This window comes from Saccharothrix longispora, assembly GCF_030852425.1.
Lineage (GTDB): Bacteria > Actinomycetota > Actinomycetes > Mycobacteriales > Pseudonocardiaceae > Actinosynnema > Actinosynnema longispora.
Map to the genome: position 1 here is coordinate 56,261 of NZ_NSDM01000014.1, position 21,798 is coordinate 78,058.

Sequence of the window (21,798 nt, forward strand, 5' to 3'; positions counted from 1 at the left end):
CGGGTCCTGACGCGTTCCTGATCTGGCGCTGAGCCGAGCCGGCGATCCGCCGCGGCAGTCCCGCATCAGCGTGGAATCAGCGACCTCTGGGATGCTCGTGAGCGAGCGTCCGATTCGAAGGAGAAGAACTTGAGCGACGAGTCACGCAAGATTGCAGTCCAGCGGCTGTACCACGACGAGTCCGGTGAGTCGCACTTCGTCGACGAGATGCTGGAGGTGGTCGCGCAGGACTTCGCGCCGCCCGCGCCGCCGTTCTACGTCTCCGCCGGCGTGCCCGCGAAGCAGGTGGTCTACCTGTTCCTCCCGGCCGGTTACGTGGGCGACTTCCACCCGGCCCCGCGGCGCCAGATCATGACGCTGATCAGCGGCGACCTGGAGTCCCGGGTGAGCGACGGCGAGTCGCGCCGGTTCATCCCCGGAAACACCATGCTGGTGGAGGACACCGAGGGCAAGGGTCACTGGACGAAGGCGCACAGCGACTGCACCATGATCGTGTCCCAGCTCGAGTGACGATTCCCCGCGATCCACCTCCTCGGCGCTCGCGACCGATGGCCCCGGCTGTCGGCAGCGAGTGCCTTGGTGTTTCCGGAGTAATTCGCGAACAGGCCCGACAATGGTCAGGTCCCGGTCAGCGCCACTGCCTATCGTGTAGTTCGTGACCAATATCGAACGAGCGCCACTCGACCTGGCCTATCGGCAGGCAGTGGACTACCTGACCGGGTTGCGGGAACGGCCGGTGGGCGCCACGGCTGGTCTCGACGAACTCATCGAACTGCTCGGCGGCCCCATGCCGGAAAACTCCCTGCCCGCGGTCGACACGATCAAGCTGCTGGGCGAGGCCGTCGAGCGCGGGGGAATTCCGGCGGCGTCCGGTCCGCGATTCTTCGGCTACGTCACCGGCGGCACGCTGCCGGTCGCGGTGGCGGCCGACTGGCTGGTCGCCGCCTGGGACCAGACCGCCAGCCTGTACAACCTCTCCCCCGCCATCTCGGTCGCCGAGCACGTCGCCGGCGATTGGCTGGTCGACCTCTTCGGGCTGCCTCCGGGCACCTCGGTGGGGTTCCCGACCGGCTGCACGATGGCCCACCTGACCGCGCTCGCCGCGGCGCGCAACCACCTGCTGGGCCAGCGCGGCTGGGACGTGGAGAAGCACGGCCTGCGCGAAGCGCCGGAGATCGAGGTGATCGCCGGGGCGCAGCACCACATGACCATCGACCTCGCCCTGCGGTACCTCGGGTTCGGCTCGGGCCGGGTCCGCGTCGTGCCGGTGGACGAGCGGGGCCGGATGCGCGTCGACGAGCTGGCGCGCGTGCTGGCCGACTGCGCGTCGCCGCCGATCGTGTGCGCGCAGATCGGCGACGTGAACTCCGGCGCCATCGACCCGGTGGGCGAGATCTGCGACCTGGCGCACCGGTACGGCGCGTGGGTGCACGTGGACGGCGCGTTCGGGCTGTGGGCGGCGGCGAGCCCGTCGCTGCGCCCGCTGGTCGAGGGGGTGGAGCGGGCCGACTCGTGGGCGTGCGACGCGCACAAGTGGCTCAACGTGCCCTACGACTGCGGCATCGTCTTCGTGACGCGGCCGGACGCGCACCGGGCGGCGATGCTGAACGAGCGCGCCGGCTACCTGCCCGCCGAGCGGCCGGGCGAGCGCGACGCCATCGAGTGGGTGCCGGACTTCTCCCGCCGCGCGCGGAGCCTGCCGGTCTGGGCGGCGCTGCGCACGCTGGGCAAGGCGGGGGTCGCGGACCTGGTCGACCGCTGCTGCGCGCTCACCCGCCGGTTCGCCGAGCAGTTGGCCGGGATCGAGGGCGTGGAGCTGCTCAACGACGTGGTGCTGAACCAGGTCATGGTGCGGTTCGGCGACGACGACGCGGTCACCCGGGACGTGATCGCCCGCGTGCAGGCGAGCGGCGAGTGCTGGTTCGGCGGCACGGTCTGGTACGGCAGGGCGGCCATGCGCGTGTCCGTGGTGTCGTGGCGGACCACGGAGGACGACGTCGACCGCTCGGTCAAGGTGATCAGGACCGCGGTCGCCGCGGCGGCGGGCGCGGAGCACGACCGCCGCGCCGGCTGACCCCCTCGGAAACGACGTCCGCGCCACCCACCGGACCGGTGGGTGGCGCGGACGTCGGGCGTCGGCCCTCCCGGCCTCAGCCGGCGGCCCGTGCGGACATGGCGGGCTGGACCAGGTCCAGGCGCCGCCTGCCGTTGTCACCGCCGCGGGACACCCGGAGGAAGTCCTCGACGAGGATCGGGTCGTGCGCCAGGATCGCCCGCTCGTACCGCTGCAGGGCCGGCGTCGGCTCGATGCCGAGGTTGTCCGCGAGGACCCGCCGGAACTTCCGGTAGACGTCCAGCGCGTCGATCTGCCTGCCCGAGCGGTACAGCGCGACCATGAGCAGCAGGCACAGCTGCTCCTGGGACGAGTTCTGCGCGAACAGCTCGGTCAGCTCGGGCAGCACCTTCGTGCTGTGGCCGCTGCTGATCTCCAGCTCGTAGAGCAGGCTCAGGGCCGAGATGCGGGACTCGGCGAACCTCGCGGCGGCCGTCTGGCACAGCAGACCGCCGGTCAGGCCGCCGAACACCGGTCCCCGCCACTGCGCGAGCGACGCCCGCACCTCGGCGGCGCACGCGGACGGGTCGGCCACGAGTCCCGCGTCCACCCTGGCGCGTATCGCGTCGATGGTGTCGACGAACACGCAGGCATCCAATTCCGACCGGTCGACGCGGAGCACGTAACCGGAGGGACTGGTCGTCAAGCGCGGTTCGGCCTGACCGGCTTCCAGCCTGGCCAGGCTGCGACGCAGGCGGCTCACCTGGGCGTGCAACGCGTTGGCGACCTTGGCGGGGGGAGTGGTTCCCCAGAGTTCTTCCATCAGTACGTCGACGGTCAACAACGTGCCTCCCGACATCAGCAGGGCGACCAGCAGCGTCTGCTGCATGGCCCCGCTGAGCCGGATCACTTGACCTTGATGACGGATCTCAATCGATCCAAGAACAGAGAAATACACGACTGATCCCCCAGACGGCGAAGAAAACCCATCGTGACGACTTCACAAGGTGGGCCGACGCCGCGGCAAACCCATGGGGCAGCCGGGTCCGCGAGCCGTCATCGGGAGACGAACTCGTCGTTCAGCCACATCATGCGCCAGGATTCCCACCAGTTCGACTTATCGACGAAGCTTCGGTTTTCCGCAGTTGACACGCTCTTCGAAGCGGGCCTTGACCAGGCCGAACTCGAACCTACGTGACTGCTACCACACCGTCAACGATGTGGACCGAACCGCATACGGGGCGGTTCCGCAACTGATAGAAGGCAGTGGGCGAACTCACGACCGACAGCGGTCGCGAGTGTCGGCGGATGCGGCGGGGCGGCTCACCCCGAACGATATCGCCGCCGGGACGGTAGAATTCCGACATTTGCACCCCAGCCAATGTCAATGAATTGGACCGATTGTTCCACAAACATTGATCAAAAGGTAGTCGAGCAGGAAACCTCTGTCAACGAGCCATCTGGCCTAGGCTCGACGGATAGCCGGCCCCCGTCCGTCGGACCACGAACTTCGAACTTCCCGCGAGCCGACGGGGGAAGCGTTACGAAACGCTTCCGTTCACTACCTACAGGCCATTACCGACCGTCACGAAGGTCCATGATCGAATGGTCGGACGCGTCCCGCCGGCAGGGTTTCGGAACTCCGTTTCGCGACGTTGAGCAGCGGTGATCACGCACCGCGCACCGCACATAACGGAAGCGTAATTGTGGAGCGCGGTGTCACGACCACTCCGGCCTGTCGTCGCCCGGTCCGCCGTCCGGTTCCGCTCGGGCCCGGCGCGGGACGCGGTGGTCGAGGTGCCCGGAACACCGACCGGGTCGCCGCCGAGGCCGGTGCCGGGCCGCCGCCGGCTGCGTGGCGGACGGGACGACGGGGTCGGCGGGTCCGGGGTGGACGGGTCCGGGGTGGACGCACCCGACCGCGCGGGAACACCGACCGGCCGGCGGACGACGGGGTCACGACCCCCGGCCTCCGAAGGCCGGTCACCACACCACCGCGGCACTCAGGACAGGGTGCGCGCGACGCTCTTGGGCACGCACATGCGCCAGGCGTCCACGACCAACTCCTCGAGTTCGTCGACGGTCAGCTCCGACAGCGTCGCGCACACCCAGTTGAACCGCATGTCCGACCGCGTCGGGGCGTGGAACCGGTGCGGCGCCGAGGCGATCAGCGCTTCACGTTCCTCCTTCGGGAACGCGAACCCCATCGTCTCCTCGTCGGGCGACAGGGCCAGGTACACGAGCCGACCGACGCGGAACCTGACCTGGTCCCGCACCACGCGCTCCTCGGTGCGCGGCAGGGCACTCGCGATCCGCCGCACGTCGTCGGCCGTCACCCCCGCGCGCGGGGCCGTCCAGCCGCGCGTGAACACCAGGTAGCAGTACTCGTCGATGACCTTCGCCAACGACCTCCCGGGCCGCCCCAGCGCGTCGAGCAGTTCGGGTTCGGGCACGCCGGCCTCGGCCAGCAGCCCCACCGCCCACCCCCGCGTCACCCTGAGGTGCGCGCGGTACGCCACGCCGTCGCGCGCGCCGTGCAGCCGTTGCGCGATCAGGTTGTCCCACGGCGGCAGGCTGTTGGGCCGCAACGCGAACAGCAGCTTCGACGCGGCGGTGGGCCCCAGTGTCCTGGTGCCGCGCCCGTGCCGCGCGGCCTCCGTCGCCGACAGCGCCGCGAAGCACTCGCCCAGCCGTTCCACCTCGTCGTCGGTCAACTGGGCAAGCCGCGCCGCCGGGTCCGGCAGGTCGTCCCGCCACTCCGCCCACCAGGCCGCGAGACCGGTGTCCAGGACCCGCGGCTCACCGGGGCGCGGGGTGCGGATGCGGCACCCCCAGGCGTTGAGCCACACGTGCACGGCGTCGCGGTGCGCGGGCACACCGAGGTCGATCGACGGCCCGGTGGCGGCGGTCAGGACGGCCCAGGACCGCTCGGGCTGGTCAAACCCGCCGAACTCGGCGACGGCGGCACGCAAGGAGGCGAGATCCGGTTCCACACGGCAGGACCCTAGGCCCTCACGCGCCCGTGCGTCGTCCCCCGAACGCCCGCGCGCCGCCGGTCGACCGGGCGTCCCCCGGACCACCGACGACCCACCGCGCGAAGGTGCCGATCGGATCACCCCACCCGCGCTTCGGATCGGCACCTCCCGCTCCCCTCCGGGGGTACAGTCCGCCCGCATGGGTACCGGCGAACCACCCGACGCACCGCGTCCCGCCCCGTCCAGTCCCGGCCCGGCCAGTCCCGCATCCTCGGGTCCCGCCCCGGCGGGCACCCCGCCGCCGGGCGCGGCCCGCGACAGGACGGTGGCCGTGTCCCTGGTCGCGGCCCAGTTCGCGCTGCTGGTGATCCTGGTCCTCTCCCGACCGCGCTGGGCGCCTCCGCCGCCGCTGCGCTGGACCGGGCTCGTCCTCGTCGCCCTGGGCCTGGTGGCGATGGCCGCGACCGCCGCCACGCTGCGCCGCGGCCTGACGCCCTCGCCGCTGCCCAACGACCACGCCGTGCTGCGCACCACCGGCCCGTACCGGTTCGTCCGCCACCCCATGTACACCGGACTGCTCATCACCGCCCTGGGGTGGACCCTCGCCTCCCCCGGACCCGTGCGGGCGTGCGCCCTGCTCGCGCTGGCCGTCCTGCTCGGCATCAAGGCCCGCTGGGAGGAAACCCGCCTCGCCAGGCGCTTCCCCGACTACCCCGCCTACGCCCGGCGCGTGCCACGACTGATCCCGGGCTTCCGCCCCCGCACCACCCACGACCGGTGAGCGACCGGGACGGCGGCGAGGTCGAGGCGCGGGACCCGGCGCCCGGCCGGCGCGGGCCGAAGGTCCCTGTACCGGGGCACCGACCCGGGGAAGCCTGGGAGGAGGCACCCAGGAGCCGGCTCACCTGACCAGGTGACCGGGACGGGAGGTTCGACATGACCGGGCAGTCGGAGGCCGGCACGACGACGCGGCTGCGCGGCGAAGCGCTGGTGCAGGAGGTGAAGGAGTTGCTGCACGAGGGCAACGTCCGGCGCCTGGTCATCAAGGACGAGAAGGGCCGCGCCGTGATGGAGGTCCCCGTGACGGCCGGGGTGGCGGCCGCGGTCGTCGCGCCCGTCGTGACGGCGGTCGCGGCCATCGCCGCCCTCGCGAGCGAGTGGTCCGTCGACGTCGAGCGCCACGGCACCCCTCGCGCGTAGCGCCGCACCGGGAGTCCGGCGCGGGAGAGGACCCCGGTCCCTCCCGCACCGGACTTCCGCCCCTGTCCGCACCCGACCCGGGGGGTCGACGATGAGGGGCGGGGCACCGACGAGGCGGAGGCGGCCATGACGAGCACAGCGATGCGGCCGGCCGTGACGACGGGGCCGCGCACCGGTTACCTGACCGCCGCGATGCTGGACGCCGGCCCGGCCCCGGGCGTGGTGGTCAACCTCGTCCACGCGCTGTTCCTCCGGCGCCGGCTGGTCCTGCTCGGCGACGTGCTGACGACGACGGCGGCGCTGGTCTCGCGGACGGTGGCGCGAGCCGTGTTCCCGTCCCGGTTCGACGACGCGCAGATCCCCTGGACGGTGCTCACGCGGACCACGTTGACGATCGTCGTGGTCGCCGTGTCCATCGCGCTCCTGATCCAGCTCGTCAAGCTGCTGCACGCCCTGGTGGCGCCGGAGGTCGACGCCTGACGGTCGCCCGGGTTCCGGCACGGGAGCGGCCATCGTGCCCGCCGACCCGGGCACGCCCTTCCCGCGGCGCTCGTCCGGGCGCGTGCGCGGGGCGGCGGCCGGCAGGCTAGTTTGCCCGGATGAGCCTCCTCGATGACGTGGCCGAGCGCGACGGCTGGCGGTGCTGGGTGTGCGACGAACCGGTCGACCCCGACATGTCGGTGAACGACCCGCGGGGGCCCAGCGTCGACAGCCGGACCGCCGACCGGAAGGCCAAGGTCGCCGAGCGGCTCGCGCACCGCGGGTGCAACACCCGCAAGGGCGCGGTCAAGGTGGTCATCGCCTGGCCGGACCGCCTGCACGTGGCCGAACCCGCGCCGTTGATCACCGTCGCCGGGAGGCTGGAGCGCAAGGGCGGCCGCGAGATGGTGGCCCGCTGCCCGACCGAGCGGGACGCCCGGGAAGCGGCGGAGTGGCTCGTGGACCGGTTCTCCCGACTGGTGCCGGGGCTGCCGGTGACCGCCGACGTCGAGGCGGGCGGCGGCCAGTTCCTCGTCATCCTCGCCACCGGCCGCCGCTGACCGGGACAGGTCCGTCGCCGAGGCGCACCCCGACGATCAGCGCGCCTTCGCCGCGGCGGCGGCTTCGCCCGCGCTCCGCGCGATCATCGCCAGGTCGTCGACCGCGGCGATCATCGTGAAGCCCGCTGCCCGGAGCCGGGCGACGCGTTCCGGTGATCCCGCGTACGCGCCCGCCACGAGACCGCGGGCGCGGCAGGCGCGGACCACCCGTCGGAGGGGACCGTCCTCGCCGTCGTCGGCCAGCAACCCGGCCACGTCCAGGCCCAGGGCCAGCGACAGGTCGAACGGGCCGATGAAGACGCCGTCCACGCCGTCCACGGCCGCGATGTCGTCGACCGCGTCGAGGCCGCGGACCGTTTCGACCATCACCAGGCACAGGACGTCCGCGTTCGCCTGTTCCGGCGCCGGGATCGCCACCCCGTCGACGGACCGGATCGGCCCGAAGCTGCGGGTTCCCCGCGGCGCGAACCGCGTCGCCGCGGCAGCCGCCCGCGCCTGCTCGACGCTGTCGACCATCGGGACGACGACCCCGTCGGCACCGCTGTCGAGGGCCCTGCCGATGAGTTCGGGCCGGTTCCAGGCGACGCGGACGAAGGCCGGGACGCCCGCCGCGCGCACGGCGGCGATCAGGTCCGTGTTCTCCCGCCCGCCGGCGGCGCCCCCGTGCTGCTCGTCGACGCACGCCCAGTCGAACCCGCCACCGGCGGCCGCCCGGACCACCCGCGCGTCGGTGCTCCCGACCCACAACCCCGTGCCGAGCTCACGCGGCACGCCCGTCTTCCCGCCGGTCCGGGTCATCCTGTCTCCCGTGGTCGTCGTCGGAGCACCGTAGCGCCGATCGCGCCGCCCCCTCGACCTGGCCGACCGCCGGCGACCGCCTCGCTACCTCGACCCGGTGCCCTCCAGGTAGCGCAGGACCGCGGTGACGCGCCGGTCGGCCCGGTCGTCGGGTGCCAGGTCGAGCTTCGCGAAGATGCTGCGGATGTGCTTGTGCACCCCTCCCTCGGTGACGACGAGCCGCTCGGCGATGGCGGCGTTGCCGAGCCCTTCGGCCATGAGCGCGAGCACGTCCCGTTCCCGAGGGCTCAACCGGCCCAGCGCGCTGGTCCGCGGGTTGCGGGCCAGCAGTTGGCCCACCACCTCGGGGTCCACGGCGGTGCCGCCGGCCGCCACCCGGTGCAGTGCGCCCAGGAACTCGTCCACCCGCCCCACCCGCTCCTTCAACAGGTAGCCGAGCCGGTTCGCGCCGGCGGCGAGCAGCTCGGTGGCGAACGCCTGCTCCACGTACGCCGAGAGCACGAGCACCGCGAGACCGGGCAGGCGGCGGCGCGCCTCGACGGCCGCCACGATCCCCTCGTCGGTGTGGGTGGGCGGCATCCGCACGTCGACGATGGCGACGTCCGGCTCGTGCTCGGCCACCGCGGCCAGGAACGACCGCGGCGTGTCCGTGGTGGCCACCACGTCGAGCGACTCGGCGCGCAGCAGCAGCGCCACCCCCTCGCGCAGCAGCGGGTCGTCCTCCGCGATCACGATCCGCACGGCAGCTCCACTCGCATCGTCGTCGGCCCGCCGGGCGGGCTGTCCAGGGTGAGGCGCCCGTCGTACGCCTCGACCCGCCGGCGGATGCCGGACAGGCCCGACCCGCCGCGCTCGTCCGCGCCACCCCGACCGTCGTCGCCGATCCGCAGCAGCAGCCGGTCACCCGCCCGGCCCACCTCCACCACGGCGGTCGCGGCGCCGCTGTGCTTGGCCACGTTGGAGAGGGCCTCGGCCACCACGAAGTACGCGGTGGCCTCGACCGAGGCGGCGCACCGGCCCGGCACGTCCACCACCACCTCGCAGGGCACGCCGCAACTGCCCGCGAGACCGGTCAGGGCGCCGGCGAGCCCGCGGTCGGCCAGTACCGGGGGCAGGATGCCGCGGACCACCTCGCGCAGCTCGGCGAGCGCCTGCTCGGCGGCGTCCTGGGCCCGGTCCAGCACGGCGCCGGCCGCGGCCGGGTCCCGGTCCACGGCCCGCCGGGCGGCGCCGAGCAGCACGGTCACCGCGACCAGCCGGTTCTGCGTGCCGTCGTGCAGCGACCGCTCGATGCGGCGCAGCTCGGCGGCGTGCGCGTCGAGAGCGGCGGCGCGGGTGGCGGTCAGCTCGGCGACCCGCAGCGAGAGGTCGGCGCCCGCGGGAGGCGCCAGCAGGTGCCGGCCCGGCCACTCCTGCGCCCGGACGAGCGCCGGCCCGAGCCCGACGACGACGGCGGCGCAGAGCACGCCGGTCAGCCCCACGGTCAGCGCGCCGGTGAGGTCGGTGACCGCCCAGGGGATGGGACTGGGGGTGTTGTCCTCGGGTGGCAGCAGGTGGTACCAGAGCGGGTACGTCGTGTTCTGCAGCGCCGTGGCGGGCATCGCGAGGCCGATGAACCCGGTCGCCAGGCCGGCCGTGGCGTGCAGCGGCAGCCAGGCCAGCTCACGCCGCACGGTCGCGTCGCGCAGCGCGGCCCGCACCCGGTGCGGCGCCGGGCCGGGGTCGAGCACCTCGAGCCGGGCCCGTTCCCGGTTCGCGGCCGCCCGCAGCGCACGCAGGGCCGCGGGCACCAGGGGGACGCCGACACCGACGCAGCCGAGCAGCGCGACCACGCCGAGCCAGACGAGGACGGCCGTCGCGAGCAGCGCCGTGCCGAAACCGCCGACCAGGCGCGCGACGACGTCGATCGCCCCCCGCAGGCGCTGCCGCCCCCGTGCCATGCCACCTCCCCCGCCGCGACCCTATCCGATCGACACGACCCCGCACCGGACGCGGACCCCTGCCCGTCCCGGCCCACCAGCCCGGGCAGGAGCGGCCCGGGGGTGCCACCGCCACCCCGGTCGTCCAGCAGGCTGGATTGTCCACCCGGGCGAGGCTGAACAGACTCGGGCGGTCCGTCCTCGCAGGACCCACGTCCACGGAACCCGGGAGTCGTCCGCCTTGTCCACACCTCCTTCCCACTCGTCCACACCTCCTTCCCGACAGGGCAGAACGCCCTCCTCGCCAGGTCGCCGCGCGGTCGCCGTGACGGCGGCGGTGGTCGCCGCGGCGGGCGGTCTCGCGCTCACCGGCCCGGTCCCGACCTCCTCGGCCGAGCCCCGCCGCGATGCCGTCCAGCAGCGCATCGAGAAGCTCGTCGGTGTCGACCGGCACCCCGGGGCGCTGGCCGCCGTCCGGGACCGGCACGGCCGGACCCGTCACTACACGGCCGGCGTCGGCGACCTGCGCACCGGCGGCGGGGTGCCGGTGAACGGCAGGGTGCGGATCGGCAGCGCGAGCAAGATGTTCGCCGCCGTCGTCGTGCTCCAGCTCGTCGGGGAGGGCAGGGTGGAGCTCGACGCGCCCATCGGGACGTACCTCCCCGGCCTGGTGCGGGCCGAGGGCGTGGACGTCGACGGGATCACGGTCCGCCGACTGCTCCAGCACGACAGCGGCCTGCCCGACCACACCGACTCGATGTTCACGGGCATCGGGGACTACTTCCCGTACCGGCACGTCTACCTCGACCCCCGTGAACTGCTCGACCTGGCGAACGCCAGGGAGGACGGCAGGCCCGCCGGCACGGGGTGGTCCTACAGCAACACGAACTACGTCCTGGCCGGCCTGATCGCCCAGCAGGTCACCGGTCGCCCGTTCGACGAACTGGTCACCACGCGGGTGATCCGGCGGATCGGCCTGCGCGACACGTACGCGCCCGGGGTCGGCGAGCAGGACATCCGCGGCCGGCACCCGAAGGGGTACCAGCGCGACCCGGCGACCGGCGAGCTGGTCGACTTCACCAGGATGGACCCGGGTTGGGGTTGGGCCGCCGGCCACATCGTCTCCACGCCGGGCGACCTCAACACCTTCCTGCGCGCGCTGCTGGACGGGAAGTTGCTCGAGCCGGCCCAGTCGGCCCAGATGCGCACCACCATCCCGACGGCCCCGGGCTCCGGCCAGGGCTACGGGCTCGGCGTGTTCAGCATGCCGTTGAGCTGCGGAGGGGTGGCGTGGGGCCACGGCGGCGACATCCCGGGCTACTCGACCGTCAACGCGGCCACCGACGACGGCCGCGCGACGACCCTCGTCGTCACCTCGCTCAACGGGTCGGTGAACGACGGGTCCGCCGCCGCGGACCGGGGCGCACTCGTCGACGCCGCGCTGTGCGCGAACTGAGGCACGGCCTGCGGACGCCCACCGAGCCCGCGAGGTCGCCCCGTGGCAGGGGTTCGGGCCCCGGCGGAGGTAGTGCTGGCTGTACCCGGGTTGTGCAGTGCGGGGGATCGTGCGGCGCCGGAGCCGCGGCAAGACTGTGCGTGTCAGCGAGAATCGCCCACTTTGGAGAGTGCCCCTTGTCGAATGGTCTCAGTCGCCCGGCCGGAACCCGCCCGGGCACCGCGCGCCGGCGTCGCGGTGTGGTCGCCGCGGCGATGGCGGCGGTAGCGGTCGCCGGTCTCGCGGTGACGCAGGTGGCGTCGGCGGGCGCGTCGGAGGAGCGGTCGAGGCCGGTCCACGACAAGGCGCTCCAGGCGGGCCTGGAGGAGTTGGTCCGCGACGGGTCGCTGCCCGGGGCGTTGATGTCGGTGCGCAACCGCGACGGGAGGGTGACGAACTACACCGCCGGGGTGGGCGACGTCCGGACGAGGTCGAAGGTTCCGTCCGACGGATACGTGCGGATCGCCAGCAACACCAAGATGTTCACCGCGGTGGCGATCCTGCAACTGGTCGACGACGGCAGGATCGCGTTGGACGACCCGGTGGAGAAGTTCCTGCCGGGCGTGGTGCGGGGCACCGGTGACGGTGCGACGGTCGACGGCCGGGACATCACCATCAGGCAGCTGCTGAACCACACCAGCGGGATGACCACCGAGATGCCCCTCATGCCAGAGGGCATCCTGCCGATCAGGGACCGCTACTTCGACGCCCGGGAGTTGCTGGACGCGGCGTTGACGCAAGCACCGACGTTCGCCCCCGGCCAGGAGAGGACGTGGGCGTACAGCAACGCCGGGTACGTGCTGCTGGGCCTGGTGGCGCAGAAGGTGGCGGGACGGCCGTTCGCCGAGGTGGTCACGGACCGGATCATCAACCGGATCGGGCTGCGGGAGACGTACTACCCGGGGCCGGGCGACCGCGAGATCCGCGCCCCGCACCCGCGGGGTTACCTGCCGGCCAGGGACGACAAGGGCAGGATCATCGCCGGTGAGATGGTCGACATCACCCGGTTCGACCCGTCGATCGCCGGTGCCGCGGGGCAGATGATCGCCACCCCGAGCGACGTGAACAAGTTCCTGGTCGCCCTGCAGGACGGTCGGCTGCTCAAGCCCGGCGGGCTCGCGGAGATGCGTCGGACGGTGGCCGCGCCCGGCTTCCCCGAGGGGTGGCGCTACGGCCTGGGCACCATCGAGATGAAGCTCAGCTGCGGGGGCACGGCGTACGGCCACGGCGGCGACGCCGACGGCTTCCAGACCCGCGCCGCGATCACCGCCGACGGCCGGGCGGTCACCGTCGCCGTGACGAACGACGAAGCCGGCCGGGCCGAAGTCCTCGCCTTCTTCGACAAGGCGCTGTGCGCGACGAAGTAGGAGCTTCCGCGAAGCGGGAGCCCGTGCCCGACCCGGTTCGCGGCCGGGTCGGGCACCTCGCGGGCCGGCGCCCCCACCCCCGTCGAGGGGTGGGGGCGCCAGCCCGGTCGGGATGGAGCCGCGTCGGAGGATCAGCGTTGCAGCGTCAGCAGACCCGGCCGGTAGGGGAGCTTGCCGTAGTCGCCACCCGAGTTGGGGCTGCGACCCTGGTAGAGCAGTTGCAGGTTGCAGGGGTCGATGGTCTTGGTCTGGTCGGCGGTGGCGCGGACCAGGTCACCGTGGCTGATGTCGTTGGTCCAGGTCGCGCCGCTGTTGGCCTTGCCCGCGAAGGGGTTGCTCTCGGTGGCGGCCTGCGGGGTCCAGGAGCCGCTGAGGCTGCTGGAGGTGAACGAGCGGAAGTAGCGGCCGTTCGCGCCGATGGCCTCGACGATCATGAGGTACTGGTTCTGGCCCTTGACCTTGTAGACCTCGGGCGCTTCGAACAGGTTGTTCGTCGTGTCGCTCATGATCGTGGTGTAGGACGAGCCGAAGCTGCTCGGGAAGTTGCCGATCGGCATGACCTGGCGGTAGATCTTGCCGTTGTCACCGGCGAAGAACAGGTACATGTTCTGGCCGTCGCCGATGAGCGTCTGGTCGATGGGTCCCGTGCCGGAGCCGGTGATGCTCGCCGTGGAGAGCACCTGCGGCGACGACCACCCGTTCGGGTTGGTGGGATCGCTCGACGTCCGGTAGCTGAACGCCGTCCCGCCCCACTGGTAGGCGAGCACCCAGACGTTCTTCGGGGCGAAGTAGATCAGCGTGGGCGCGACCGTGCCGGAGTTCATGGCCTGCTGGGGTGCCGAGGCCATCTCCGACCAGTTGCTGAAGAGCCCGAAGTTCATCGAGCCCCAGCTCGTGCCCGTGTCGTGCGTGGTGCCGTAGACCAGGTGCCTGCCGTTGTAGGGGACGTAGGTGAAGTCCTTGAGCGACACCCAGCCCGACCTCGGCTGCGCCAGCACGCCGGACGACGACCAGCGGTAGGTCGACGGAAGGGAGCACGTGCCGGGATTCGTGGTCGTCGTGGTGGTGGGGCCGCTACCCATGCGCACGAGCTGCCACTGCTGGTTGGCGCCGCCCCAGTCGCTGTACTGCACGACGTTCGCGCCGTCGGCCGTGGAGGCGCCCTGCACCTCGACGGCCTTGTTGCTGTTGCGGTTGATCAGCCGCACGTGGCCGCCGTCGGAGTCGGCGAGGCGGAACTGCTGGTTGGTGCCGTTGCCGTCGGCCCACTGCACGATGCCGCCACCGTCGGCGGTGGAGAAGTTGTAGACGTCGAGCACCTTGCCGGAGTGGCGCGACTTGAGCCGGTAGTAGCCGCCGCCGGAGTCGACGAACTGCCACTGCTGCTGGTTGCCGTCGTTGCGGGCCCACTGGGTGATCCGCGCGCCGTCGCTCGTGGCCAGGTTGTAGACGTCGAGCGCCTTGCCGCTGTTCCGGTTCACCAGCACGTACCAGGCCGTCGTGTCGACGGTCGCCGCCGACGCGGGCGCCGCGCCGATCGCGGCTACCACGCCGCCGAGCAGCACGGTCACGACGGCGATGGCTGCACCGACCAGGCTGCGGCGCTTGCGGGCTCGCGGAACGGTGGTGGGCGGGTGTTGGCCTGATCCGGCCATGGGCGTACTCCTCTTCGTCGAGGTGGGGCGGCGGGATGGGGGGCGTACGTGCGGTCTCCGCGTGATTCAGGCGCTCAGACCGACTTTGTTAGCGCTAACAATTGAGCTTTCGCCTCTCCTCTGCGCAAAGAGGTGCAGTGGGTTTGCGACATGACCGCCAGGGACATCCGCCGCGTTCATTCGACTGTGAAGGATCACGCACCGTCGGTCAAGACGTGACGAAAAAGTTTCGCACGGACGATCGGGGCGACGATCGAGCGCACTGTCCATTGCTAAAAATAGCGCGAATACCTTTAGCGCACGCGGATGTCGACCGCCGCGCTCAGGCGCCGACCGGATCGAGCGGCACGGTGCGAGCAGTGCTCGAAGTCGGTCGCGGGGAGCGATCGCGGACATCGGCGGACGACCGGCGCGGGAGGTGTGCCCGGCGCGGTGGCGGCCGAGTCCCGGCACCGCGCGCCAGTCCGCCGGCCTGATCCGGCCGGGCCGACGGTCAGGCGTCCAAGGCGGTGAGCCTGTCGGACACCTCGTCGACGCGTTCCAGGACGGCGCGGACGGCCCGACCGCGAGGACCCCCCAGTTCGGAGTAGAGCAGCCACAGCCCTTCCCGTGCCACTCGTCTGCACCGGTCGCCGAGGTCCGGGTGGCCGCGATCGACGGCCTCCGCGGAGGACTCGCCCGCGACGAGTTGGAACAGCAGCTCCAGCACCCACTCCTCGGCAGGCTCGGACAACCTCCCGGCCAAGCCCGCCAGCAGCACCGACACCACCGCCGGTGCGGCCTCGTACAGCCCGCCCTGGACCACGACGACGTTCTCCAGCCGCCAGTAGTACCGGTCCGCGTCCTCCTCGGTGTGCGCCGAGAGCAACCCCACCAGGCTGCGCGGGGTCGCCGCCGCCCTGTCCCCCGCCACGGGCAACGACCCCCAGTCGTGGCGGGCCAACTCGACATCGACGAGCCTCACGTCCTCTCCCCCACCACAGCGCCAGGGCACCGCCCGGAGTGGACACGACCAGCAGACCGGCCGGGCCGGACAACGTCCACGCCTCGTAGTGCCGCGAACCCCCGACCGCGAGCCCGCCGCCGTCGGCGAAGGAGACCGCCAGGCGTCCGTCATCGAAGGCGAGGGCCTCCGCGACCGAAGTGCGGGTGCAGGCGAGCACCGGGCCCAGGCCCGCCGGGTCGCTCTCCGGGCGCAACACGATCTCGCCCCCGTCGGCCGGCGCGAAGACGAAGTCCTCCTCGATCCGCAGCTCGTGGACACCGTCCGGGGAGTCGAAGCAGAAGGTCACCGCGTAGTCGACGCGGCACTGGACGACGGCCGACCCCGCCAGGGGCAGGCGCCAAGCATCGCCTGCCCGGTCCAATCCTGCGGTCACCGGGTCCACGACGGCCATCATCCCCGACACCCGACAGGGTTCCGCGTGCCGGGCCCGGACCAAACCGCCGCTCACCGGCGCGGTAGCCGGCGACTGGCAGTCGGCCCTCTGGATTCACGGCCACCCACGTGACGTCGATTCGCGAGGACGTGCCCATCAGCGAGCACACCCGGCTCAGCAGCGCACGCCGCCTCAGTCGTGCCCGCCCGGCAGCACGACGCGCAGCAGAGCACTGGGCAAGCGCGTCAGGCGGTGGCCGGTTCACCCGGACGACCTCGCACATCGGCCTGGTGACAACGCGCTGCGAGTGGTTCGCCGGACACGGCGCATCCCCGTCGTACGGCCCCGCTCCCCGTGTCCGAGGAGACCGGCGTTCTCGCGGAGGGCCACGCGCCCACCGGCGATCGACAGGGGTGACCGGCCCGACCGCGACAGTCCCGCCACCCGTGCCCACAGGACGGGGTCGCGGTTCACCGTCGACGGCCCTGCCGGTCTCGGGAGACCCTGCTCCGATCGGCTGAGGTCGACATCCCGCTCACACCATTGCCGGGAAGAAATGGTGGAGCTAAAGGTATTCCCGGACATTTAGCACGCGAGCGCGTTGACGGGGCGAACACGGCCTGGCTACATTGACGTGCCGGTCGAAATTGATCGGTTATAGTTGCGAAAGTTTCCACCACCGATGGACGCCCACCGCAGTGGCACCCCGTTGACGACGCGCCGGAGCACCCGTGCACGAGACTCGGCGGTGCGCCCCCCTGGAGCGCCTCCCCTGCCCCGCTCAGTCGACGACGTCGGGAAACCGTGGCGCGCCACGACGGAACACGCCGGGCACGGCCAGGTCCCGATCCACGGGGCGGTAGTCGGGACGAGGCGAGCCGAGGCGCGGGCAGGGTCGACGGAACCACCCCACCGGTCCGCCCCGTGCACCCGCCCGGCCGTGCGGGTGCCCACTCCCCCGGCACGCCCGTGCGGCCGGTCCCGACACCGATGCAGGAGACGACACGATGTCAGCACCAACAGGCCGCGCGCGTCGCGTCCTCGCCGCGACGACGACGGTCGCCGTCATGGGCACGCTCGCCGTCGGCATGGCGGTCGCCGCACCGTCCTCGGCGGATGCCGGCCCCACCCTGGGGCAGCTCGCCGCCGCCAAGGGCCGCTACTTCGGCTCCGCCACGGACAACCCGACCCTGGACAACGCCCCCTACACCGCCGTCCTGGGCAGCGAGTTCAACCAGATCACCGTCGGCAACACCCAGAAGTGGATGTACACCGAACCCCGCCGCGGGCAGTTCGACTACACCCAGGCCGACAAGATCGTCGCCTTCGCCCAAGCCCACGACCAGATCGTGCGCGGGCACACCCTCGTGTGGCACAACCAGCTCCCCGACTGGGTCGACAGCGTGCCCGCCGGCGAACTGCTGGGCGTGATGCGCAACCACATCACCAACGTCGCCGGCCACTACCAGGGCGAGGTCGTGCACTGGGACGTCGTCAACGAGGCGTTCGAGGAGGACGGCACCCGCCGTCAGTCGGTGTTCCAGCAGAAGATCGGCGACGGCTACATCGCCGAGGCGTTCAAGGCCGCCCGCGCCGCCGACCCGAACGCCAAGCTGTACTACAACGACTACAACATCGAGGGCATCGGCGCCAAGAGCGACGCCGTCTACAACCTGGTCAAGTCGTTCAAGCAGCAGGGCATCCCGATCGACGGCGTCGGCCTGCAGGCCCACCTCATCCTCGGTCAGGTGCCCAGCACGTTGCAGCGGAACATCCAGCGCTTCGCCGACCTCGGCGTGGACGTCGCCATCACCGAACTCGACATCCGCATGCGCACCCCCCGCGACGCGACCAAGGACGCCCAGCAGGCGCAGGACTACCGCACCGTCACCAACGCCTGCCTGGCCGTGACCCGCTGCGTCGGCATCACGGTGTGGGACTTCTCCGACGGCCACTCCTGGATTCCCTCGGTGTTCCCCGGCGAGGGCGCGGCCCTGATCTACGACGAGAACTTCGCCGAGAAGCCCTCCTACTGGGCCGTCCACGAAGCCCTCGGCGGCACCACGACCACGGCGACGACCACCACCACGACCGGTGGCAACGGCAGCGGCTGCACCGCGACCTACCGGGTGACCGGCCAGTGGAACGGCGGCTACCAGGCCGAGGTCACCGTCCGCAACACCGGCGCCACCGCCACCACGGGCTGGACCGTCGAGTGGACCTTCGCCCAGGGGCAGACCGTGCGCAGCCTGTGGAACGGCGTGCTGACCGCCAACGGCCAGGAGATGACCGTGCGCAACGCCTCCTACAACGGCAGGATCGCCGTCAACGGCACCACCGCGTTCGGCTTCATCGGCGCCCACACCGGCACCAACGGCACTCCCACCGTCACCTGCGCCACGGCCTGACGCATCGCGGCGGGCGGGATGCGGCGCACCTCCCGCCCGCCGGGTCGAGGTGGTGGACACCGATCACGCAGCCCGTGGTCGAGCACCCTTCCGCTCCACCAGCGGCGATCACTTCACGAGCGGCACACCCCGGAGCCACCTACACCACCGCCCGCACGGCGGGCACACGGCGCAGGGCGCCCGAGATCCCCCAGCTCGCGACGGCGGCGAGCGCCAGGGTCAGCAGGAAATTCGGCACGGGCGCCATGCCGAGTGGCCGCAACACCGCCACGACTCCGACGATGACCGGCGCGTGCACGAGGTAGACGGCGAAGGCGTTGTCGGCGAGGTAGCGGCTGGAGCGCGACGTACCGGCGACGTGGCGCTCGAACCCGCGGAGCAGGACCAGGATGACGCCGATCGCGAACAGCGATTCCCACAGGGCGAGAGCCAGGTGGGCGAGGTCGTGACCGGCCAGGGCACCGGACACCCCGAAGCCCCGGTAGCCGCCCAGCGCCATCGGCGCGAACGACGCCACCACGAGGAGCGCGCCGAGCCGGCCCGATCCCCGCGGGAGCGACTCGAACCAGCGGCGGCGGTACGCCGCGACACCGACGGCGAAGAGCAGCACGTACTGCGGCATGTAGGCGGGGCTCGGCAGTCCGAGCACCGGCTCACCGGTGCCGAGGGGGACGAGGGTCCGCCACGCGTAGGTGGCGACGGCGAGGACGAGCGCGAAGGCGAGCAGGTCCCGCCGCCGCAACGGTCGTGACCGCACCGGCGCCGCGGTCGCGCGCAGGTGCCGTGACAACGCGTACGCGAGCGAGAAGATCAGCAGCACTTCGAGGAACCAGGCGGGACCGACCTCCCAGGTGGTGAGGTAGTAGACCGCGAAAGAGGGCCGGGTCGCGGCCGGCAGGTCGAGGTAGGTCGGCAGGATGAAGAACGGGCGCAGCAGCACGATGAACCCGAGGAACGGAATCCCGAGCCGCTTCAGGCGCCCGACCGCGAACCCGCCCGGCCCTCTCCGGTCGACCGCGCCGGGTGCGAAATACCCGGACAGCAGGAAGAAGAAGCCCATGAAGAACGCCTGGTTGGCTACGAGCAGCAGGTCCAACGGCCACGCCACGGACGACGGGTCGGGCTGTCGCCAGTTGGGCCAGGCGTCGAGGTTGCCGTAGGGGACAGCGGAGTGGTGCACCACCACCAGGAGGGTGAGGAGGACGCGGAGGTTGTCGATGTGGGAGAGGCGTGCCGGGCGCGTGGTGCGGTCGGCGTCGAGTCGTGTTCTCACCGGGCGGCACGTCCCGTCGGCTCGACCCGGGCGAACCGGGACCGCGACGGGCATCCCGGAACGGCGAGGGCGACGGACGTGACGTGTTCGATCGGATTCACCACGACGACGTCGTCGCCGCTGGAGGAGCAGGTGCCGACAACCATGAAGTCCTTCTTCGCTCGTGCTCGCATGTCGTTTCGACGACGTTATGCGGCCCGCGACGCCGCCGTAATGCGTCCGGACCCCGGGTGCAGTGGGGCCGGCCCCACTCTTGGGCACGGCGGTTGCACGCGGCCGCACCAACCGAGAACATGCGGGTCATGTCCCGTGCCGGTAGCGGAATCAACGCGGTGGCGCGATCCCTCGCCGAGGGGTTCACGCGTTCGCTGGCACTCGTCGCGCTGACCGCGTCCGCGCCGGTCGCCTGGGGCGGCGCGGGCCTGGTCCTCGCCCGCCTGTTCGACAGCGTGCCCGCCGCACTCGCCTGCGTGTTCCCGCTGGTCGTCCTGCACCTGGTGCTGCTCGCCCGTCCGGTGTGCGCCGCCACGAGGCACGTGGTCACCCGCTGGACCGGCGTCGACCTCCCCGCCGCGTACCGACCACTCGTCCCGGTGACCCGAATGGCAACGGGCTACTGGTGGAACGGGTACGACTACCAGCCCTACCGGTGGATCTCGGTGTGCCACCGGTGGCTCTTCAGGCGAACGCTGGACCCCGCGGCGTGGCGGGACATGCTCTGGGTGCTGGTCGGCCCGGTCACCGTCGGCGCCGTGTCGGCGACGCCACTGGCGCTGATCGCGGCGGGGGCCCTCGGCCTCGCGACGCCCGAACTGCTCCCGCCGGCGCCGGAGCCGCTCGTGGTGACCGCCGCGTCGGCGGCGGTCGGCGCCGGGATCGCCCTGCTGCCCGTGGCCTGGAGGGCCGCCGGACCGGTGGCGCGACACCTCCTCGGGCCGCCCGCGGTCGCACTGCTCGGCGCCAGGATCGCGACCCTGGTCCAGGGACGGGCCGACCTCACGCGCGCGCAGGAGGCCGAGCTGCACCGGATCGAGCGCAACCTCCACGACGGCGCCCAGGCGCGGCTCGTCGCCATCGGCCTCTCGCTCGGTGCCGCCGAACGGCTGGTCGACACCGACCCGGCCAGGACCAAGGTGTTGTTGCGGCAGGCCCGCGAGACCTCCCTGGCGGCGCTCCGGGAACTCCGCGAGCTCGTGCACGGCATCGTCCCGCCGGTGCTCCTGGAGCGCGGTCTCGTCGACGCGGTCCGGGCGCTCGCCGTCGACGCGCCGGTCCGGACCGCGGTGCGCTCCACCCTCGACCACCGGCTGGAGACTCCGGTCGAGTCCGCGCTGTACTTCGCGACCGCGGAGCTCGTCACCAACGCCGTCAAGCACTCGGGGGGATCGGCCATCGACATCACCGTCGACCGCACGCGCACGGGCGTCGCCATCACCGTCTCGGACGACGGACGGGGTGGAGCCGACCGCCGTGCCGGGTCCGGTCTGGCCGGTGTCGGGAGCCGGCTCAGCGCCTTCGGTGGCACCCTGCACGTCGACAGCCCCGCCGGCGGGCCCACGCGCGTCACCGTGGAGGTGCCGTGCGGATCGTCGTAGCGGAGGACCTGTACCTGTTGCGGGACGGGCTGGTCCGGCTGCTCGAAGCCTACGACCACGAGGTGGTGGCCGCCGTGGGGGACAAGGAGGCGACGTTGCGCGCCCTGGCCGAGCACCGGCCGGACGTGGCCGTCATCGACGTCAGGATGCCCCCCACCTACACCGACGACGGCCTCCAGGCAGCGCTGGAGGCGCGCCGGGCCCGGCCGGGTCTGTCCGTGCTCGTGCTGTCCCAGCACATCGAGCAGCTCTACGCGCGCGAACTCCTCGCCGACGGCAGGGGTGGCGTCGGCTACCTCCTGAAGGACCGGGTCTTCGAAGCCGAGCAGTTCATCGAGGCGGTGGAACGCGTCGGCGCCGGCGGCACCTCCCTCGACCCGGCGGTCGTCGCGAAGATCCTGAACGCGGGCTCCACCTCGCCGCTGGACGCGCTCACCGGCCGTGAACGCGAGATCATCGCGCTGATGGCCGAAGGCCTGTCGAACTCGGCCATCGGCCAACGCCTGTTCCTGAGCGAGGGGTCGATCAGCAAGTACACCACCTCGATCTTCACGAAGCTCGGCATCACCTCGGACGACAACAGCAACCGCCGCGTCCTCGCCGTGCTGGCCTTCCTCGGCGCCGCCGGGGCCGGCTGAGCG

Annotated in this window: 19 protein-coding genes and 1 pseudogene; 11 read left to right on the top strand and 9 right to left on the bottom strand. The window is 72.2% G+C overall.

From position 1 onward, the window contains the following. Nucleotides 1–129: 129 nt before the first annotated feature. Nucleotides 130–510 (top strand): cupin domain-containing protein, encoded by a 381-nt coding sequence (locus tag CKY47_RS28980; RefSeq protein WP_306749494.1) that lies wholly within the window; start codon nt 130–132, stop codon nt 508–510. Nucleotides 511–655: 145 nt separating this feature from the next. After that, entirely contained in the window at nt 656–2,074 is a 1,419-nt protein-coding gene (locus CKY47_RS28985) for a pyridoxal phosphate-dependent decarboxylase family protein (protein WP_306749495.1), read from the top strand. 76 nt (nt 2,075–2,150) lie between these two features. On the opposite strand, the gene CKY47_RS28990 is transcribed toward CKY47_RS28985, so the two are convergent. Together CKY47_RS28990 and CKY47_RS28995 are read right to left on the bottom strand one after the other, a co-directional pair. Continuing rightward, nucleotides 2,151–2,963, bottom strand: a complete 813-nt coding sequence (locus tag CKY47_RS28990; protein WP_306749496.1) for an AfsR/SARP family transcriptional regulator — start codon at nt 2,961–2,963, stop codon at nt 2,151–2,153. Nucleotides 2,964–4,056: 1,093 nt separating this feature from the next. Next, nucleotides 4,057–5,046 carry an MmcQ/YjbR family DNA-binding protein gene (locus tag CKY47_RS28995; protein WP_306749497.1) on the bottom strand — a complete coding sequence of 330 codons (990 nt, stop codon included), beginning with the start codon at nt 5,044–5,046 and terminating at the stop codon, nt 4,057–4,059. Nucleotides 5,047–5,227: 181 nt separating this feature from the next. Between CKY47_RS28995 and CKY47_RS29000 the strand changes: the two genes are divergently transcribed. From CKY47_RS29000 to CKY47_RS29015, 4 genes are all read left to right on the top strand, one after another. After that, entirely contained in the window at nt 5,228–5,809 is a 582-nt protein-coding gene (locus CKY47_RS29000; RefSeq protein WP_306749498.1) for a methyltransferase family protein, read from the top strand. Nucleotides 5,810–5,964: 155 nt separating this feature from the next. Further along, complete coding sequence (locus CKY47_RS29005) at nt 5,965–6,228, top strand: DUF4342 domain-containing protein (protein ID WP_306749499.1); 264 nt, start codon at nt 5,965–5,967, stop codon at nt 6,226–6,228. Nucleotides 6,229–6,354: 126 nt separating this feature from the next. Continuing rightward, nucleotides 6,355–6,708, top strand: a complete 354-nt coding sequence (locus CKY47_RS29010) for a hypothetical protein (protein ID WP_306749500.1) — start codon at nt 6,355–6,357, stop codon at nt 6,706–6,708. Between the two features lie 119 nt (nt 6,709–6,827). After that, entirely contained in the window at nt 6,828–7,268 is a 441-nt protein-coding gene (locus CKY47_RS29015) for a hypothetical protein (protein ID WP_306749501.1), read from the top strand. Between the two features lie 36 nt (nt 7,269–7,304). Here CKY47_RS29015 and CKY47_RS29020 read toward each other — a convergent pair whose 3' ends face one another. From CKY47_RS29020 to CKY47_RS29030, 3 genes are all read right to left on the bottom strand, one after another. Continuing rightward, a complete protein-coding gene (locus CKY47_RS29020) occupies nt 7,305–8,066 on the bottom strand; it encodes an HpcH/HpaI aldolase family protein (RefSeq protein WP_306749502.1) in 762 nt (253 codons plus the stop codon). A gap of 84 nt (nt 8,067–8,150) precedes the next feature. Beyond that, a complete protein-coding gene (locus tag CKY47_RS29025; RefSeq protein WP_306749503.1) occupies nt 8,151–8,807 on the bottom strand; it encodes a response regulator transcription factor in 657 nt (218 codons plus the stop codon). Next, complete coding sequence (locus CKY47_RS29030; RefSeq protein WP_306749504.1) at nt 8,795–10,006, bottom strand: sensor histidine kinase; 1,212 nt, start codon at nt 10,004–10,006, stop codon at nt 8,795–8,797. The genes CKY47_RS29025 and CKY47_RS29030 overlap by 13 nt, the downstream gene beginning before the upstream one ends. A gap of 304 nt (nt 10,007–10,310) precedes the next feature. Between CKY47_RS29030 and CKY47_RS29035 the strand changes: the two genes are divergently transcribed. Next, nucleotides 10,311–11,441, top strand: coding sequence for a serine hydrolase domain-containing protein (locus CKY47_RS29035; RefSeq protein ID WP_306749505.1), 1,131 nt, complete (start codon nt 10,311–10,313; stop codon nt 11,439–11,441). Nucleotides 11,442–11,695: 254 nt separating this feature from the next. After that, nucleotides 11,696–12,847, top strand: a complete 1,152-nt coding sequence (locus CKY47_RS29040) for a serine hydrolase domain-containing protein (RefSeq protein WP_306749506.1) — start codon at nt 11,696–11,698, stop codon at nt 12,845–12,847. Nucleotides 12,848–12,978: 131 nt separating this feature from the next. On the opposite strand, the gene CKY47_RS29045 is transcribed toward CKY47_RS29040, so the two are convergent. The 3 genes and pseudogenes from CKY47_RS29045 to CKY47_RS37015 all read right to left on the bottom strand — a co-directional run. Beyond that, a complete protein-coding gene (locus tag CKY47_RS29045; protein WP_306749507.1) occupies nt 12,979–14,502 on the bottom strand; it encodes a non-reducing end alpha-L-arabinofuranosidase family hydrolase in 1,524 nt (507 codons plus the stop codon). Between the two features lie 493 nt (nt 14,503–14,995). Continuing rightward, entirely contained in the window at nt 14,996–15,466 is a 471-nt protein-coding gene (locus CKY47_RS29050; RefSeq protein ID WP_306749508.1) for a hypothetical protein, read from the bottom strand. 73 nt (nt 15,467–15,539) lie between these two features. Next, nucleotides 15,540–15,902 (bottom strand): annotated as a pseudogene (locus CKY47_RS37015) (DUF6188 family protein); the annotation flags it as partial. 986 nt (nt 15,903–16,888) lie between these two features. On the opposite strand from CKY47_RS37015, the gene CKY47_RS29060 reads away from it, so the two are divergent. Beyond that, nucleotides 16,889–18,289 (top strand): glycoside hydrolase family 10 protein, encoded by a 1,401-nt coding sequence (locus CKY47_RS29060; RefSeq protein ID WP_306749510.1) that lies wholly within the window; start codon nt 16,889–16,891, stop codon nt 18,287–18,289. Nucleotides 18,290–18,428: 139 nt separating this feature from the next. Here the strand turns inward: CKY47_RS29060 and CKY47_RS29065 are convergent, their stop codons facing one another. Beyond that, nucleotides 18,429–19,562, bottom strand: coding sequence for an acyltransferase family protein (locus CKY47_RS29065; RefSeq protein ID WP_306749511.1), 1,134 nt, complete (start codon nt 19,560–19,562; stop codon nt 18,429–18,431). Between the two features lie 332 nt (nt 19,563–19,894). Between CKY47_RS29065 and CKY47_RS29070 the strand changes: the two genes are divergently transcribed. Continuing rightward, complete coding sequence (locus CKY47_RS29070; RefSeq protein WP_306749512.1) at nt 19,895–21,157, top strand: sensor histidine kinase; 1,263 nt, start codon at nt 19,895–19,897, stop codon at nt 21,155–21,157. Beyond that, on the top strand, nt 21,142–21,795 hold the full coding sequence (locus tag CKY47_RS29075) for a response regulator transcription factor (RefSeq protein WP_306749513.1): 654 nt from the start codon (nt 21,142–21,144) through the stop codon (nt 21,793–21,795). The genes CKY47_RS29070 and CKY47_RS29075 overlap by 16 nt, the downstream gene beginning before the upstream one ends. Nucleotides 21,796–21,798 lie beyond the last annotated feature (3 nt).

Coding starts and splice junctions, on each gene's coding strand:
- CKY47_RS29000 (WP_306749498.1), top strand. CDS start 5,228: ATGGGTACCGGCGAACCACCCGACGCACCGCGTCCCGCCCCGTCCAGT.
- CKY47_RS29030 (WP_306749504.1), bottom strand. CDS start 10,006: ATGGCACGGGGGCGGCAGCGCCTGCGGGGGGCGATCGACGTCGTCGCG.
- CKY47_RS29045 (WP_306749507.1), bottom strand. CDS start 14,502: ATGGCCGGATCAGGCCAACACCCGCCCACCACCGTTCCGCGAGCCCGC.
- CKY47_RS29060 (WP_306749510.1), top strand. CDS start 16,889: ATGTCAGCACCAACAGGCCGCGCGCGTCGCGTCCTCGCCGCGACGACG.
- CKY47_RS29040 (WP_306749506.1), top strand. CDS start 11,696: ATGGCGGCGGTAGCGGTCGCCGGTCTCGCGGTGACGCAGGTGGCGTCG.
- CKY47_RS29020 (WP_306749502.1), bottom strand. CDS start 8,066: ATGACCCGGACCGGCGGGAAGACGGGCGTGCCGCGTGAGCTCGGCACG.
- CKY47_RS29010 (WP_306749500.1), top strand. CDS start 6,355: ATGACGAGCACAGCGATGCGGCCGGCCGTGACGACGGGGCCGCGCACC.
- CKY47_RS29015 (WP_306749501.1), top strand. CDS start 6,828: ATGAGCCTCCTCGATGACGTGGCCGAGCGCGACGGCTGGCGGTGCTGG.
- CKY47_RS29005 (WP_306749499.1), top strand. CDS start 5,965: ATGACCGGGCAGTCGGAGGCCGGCACGACGACGCGGCTGCGCGGCGAA.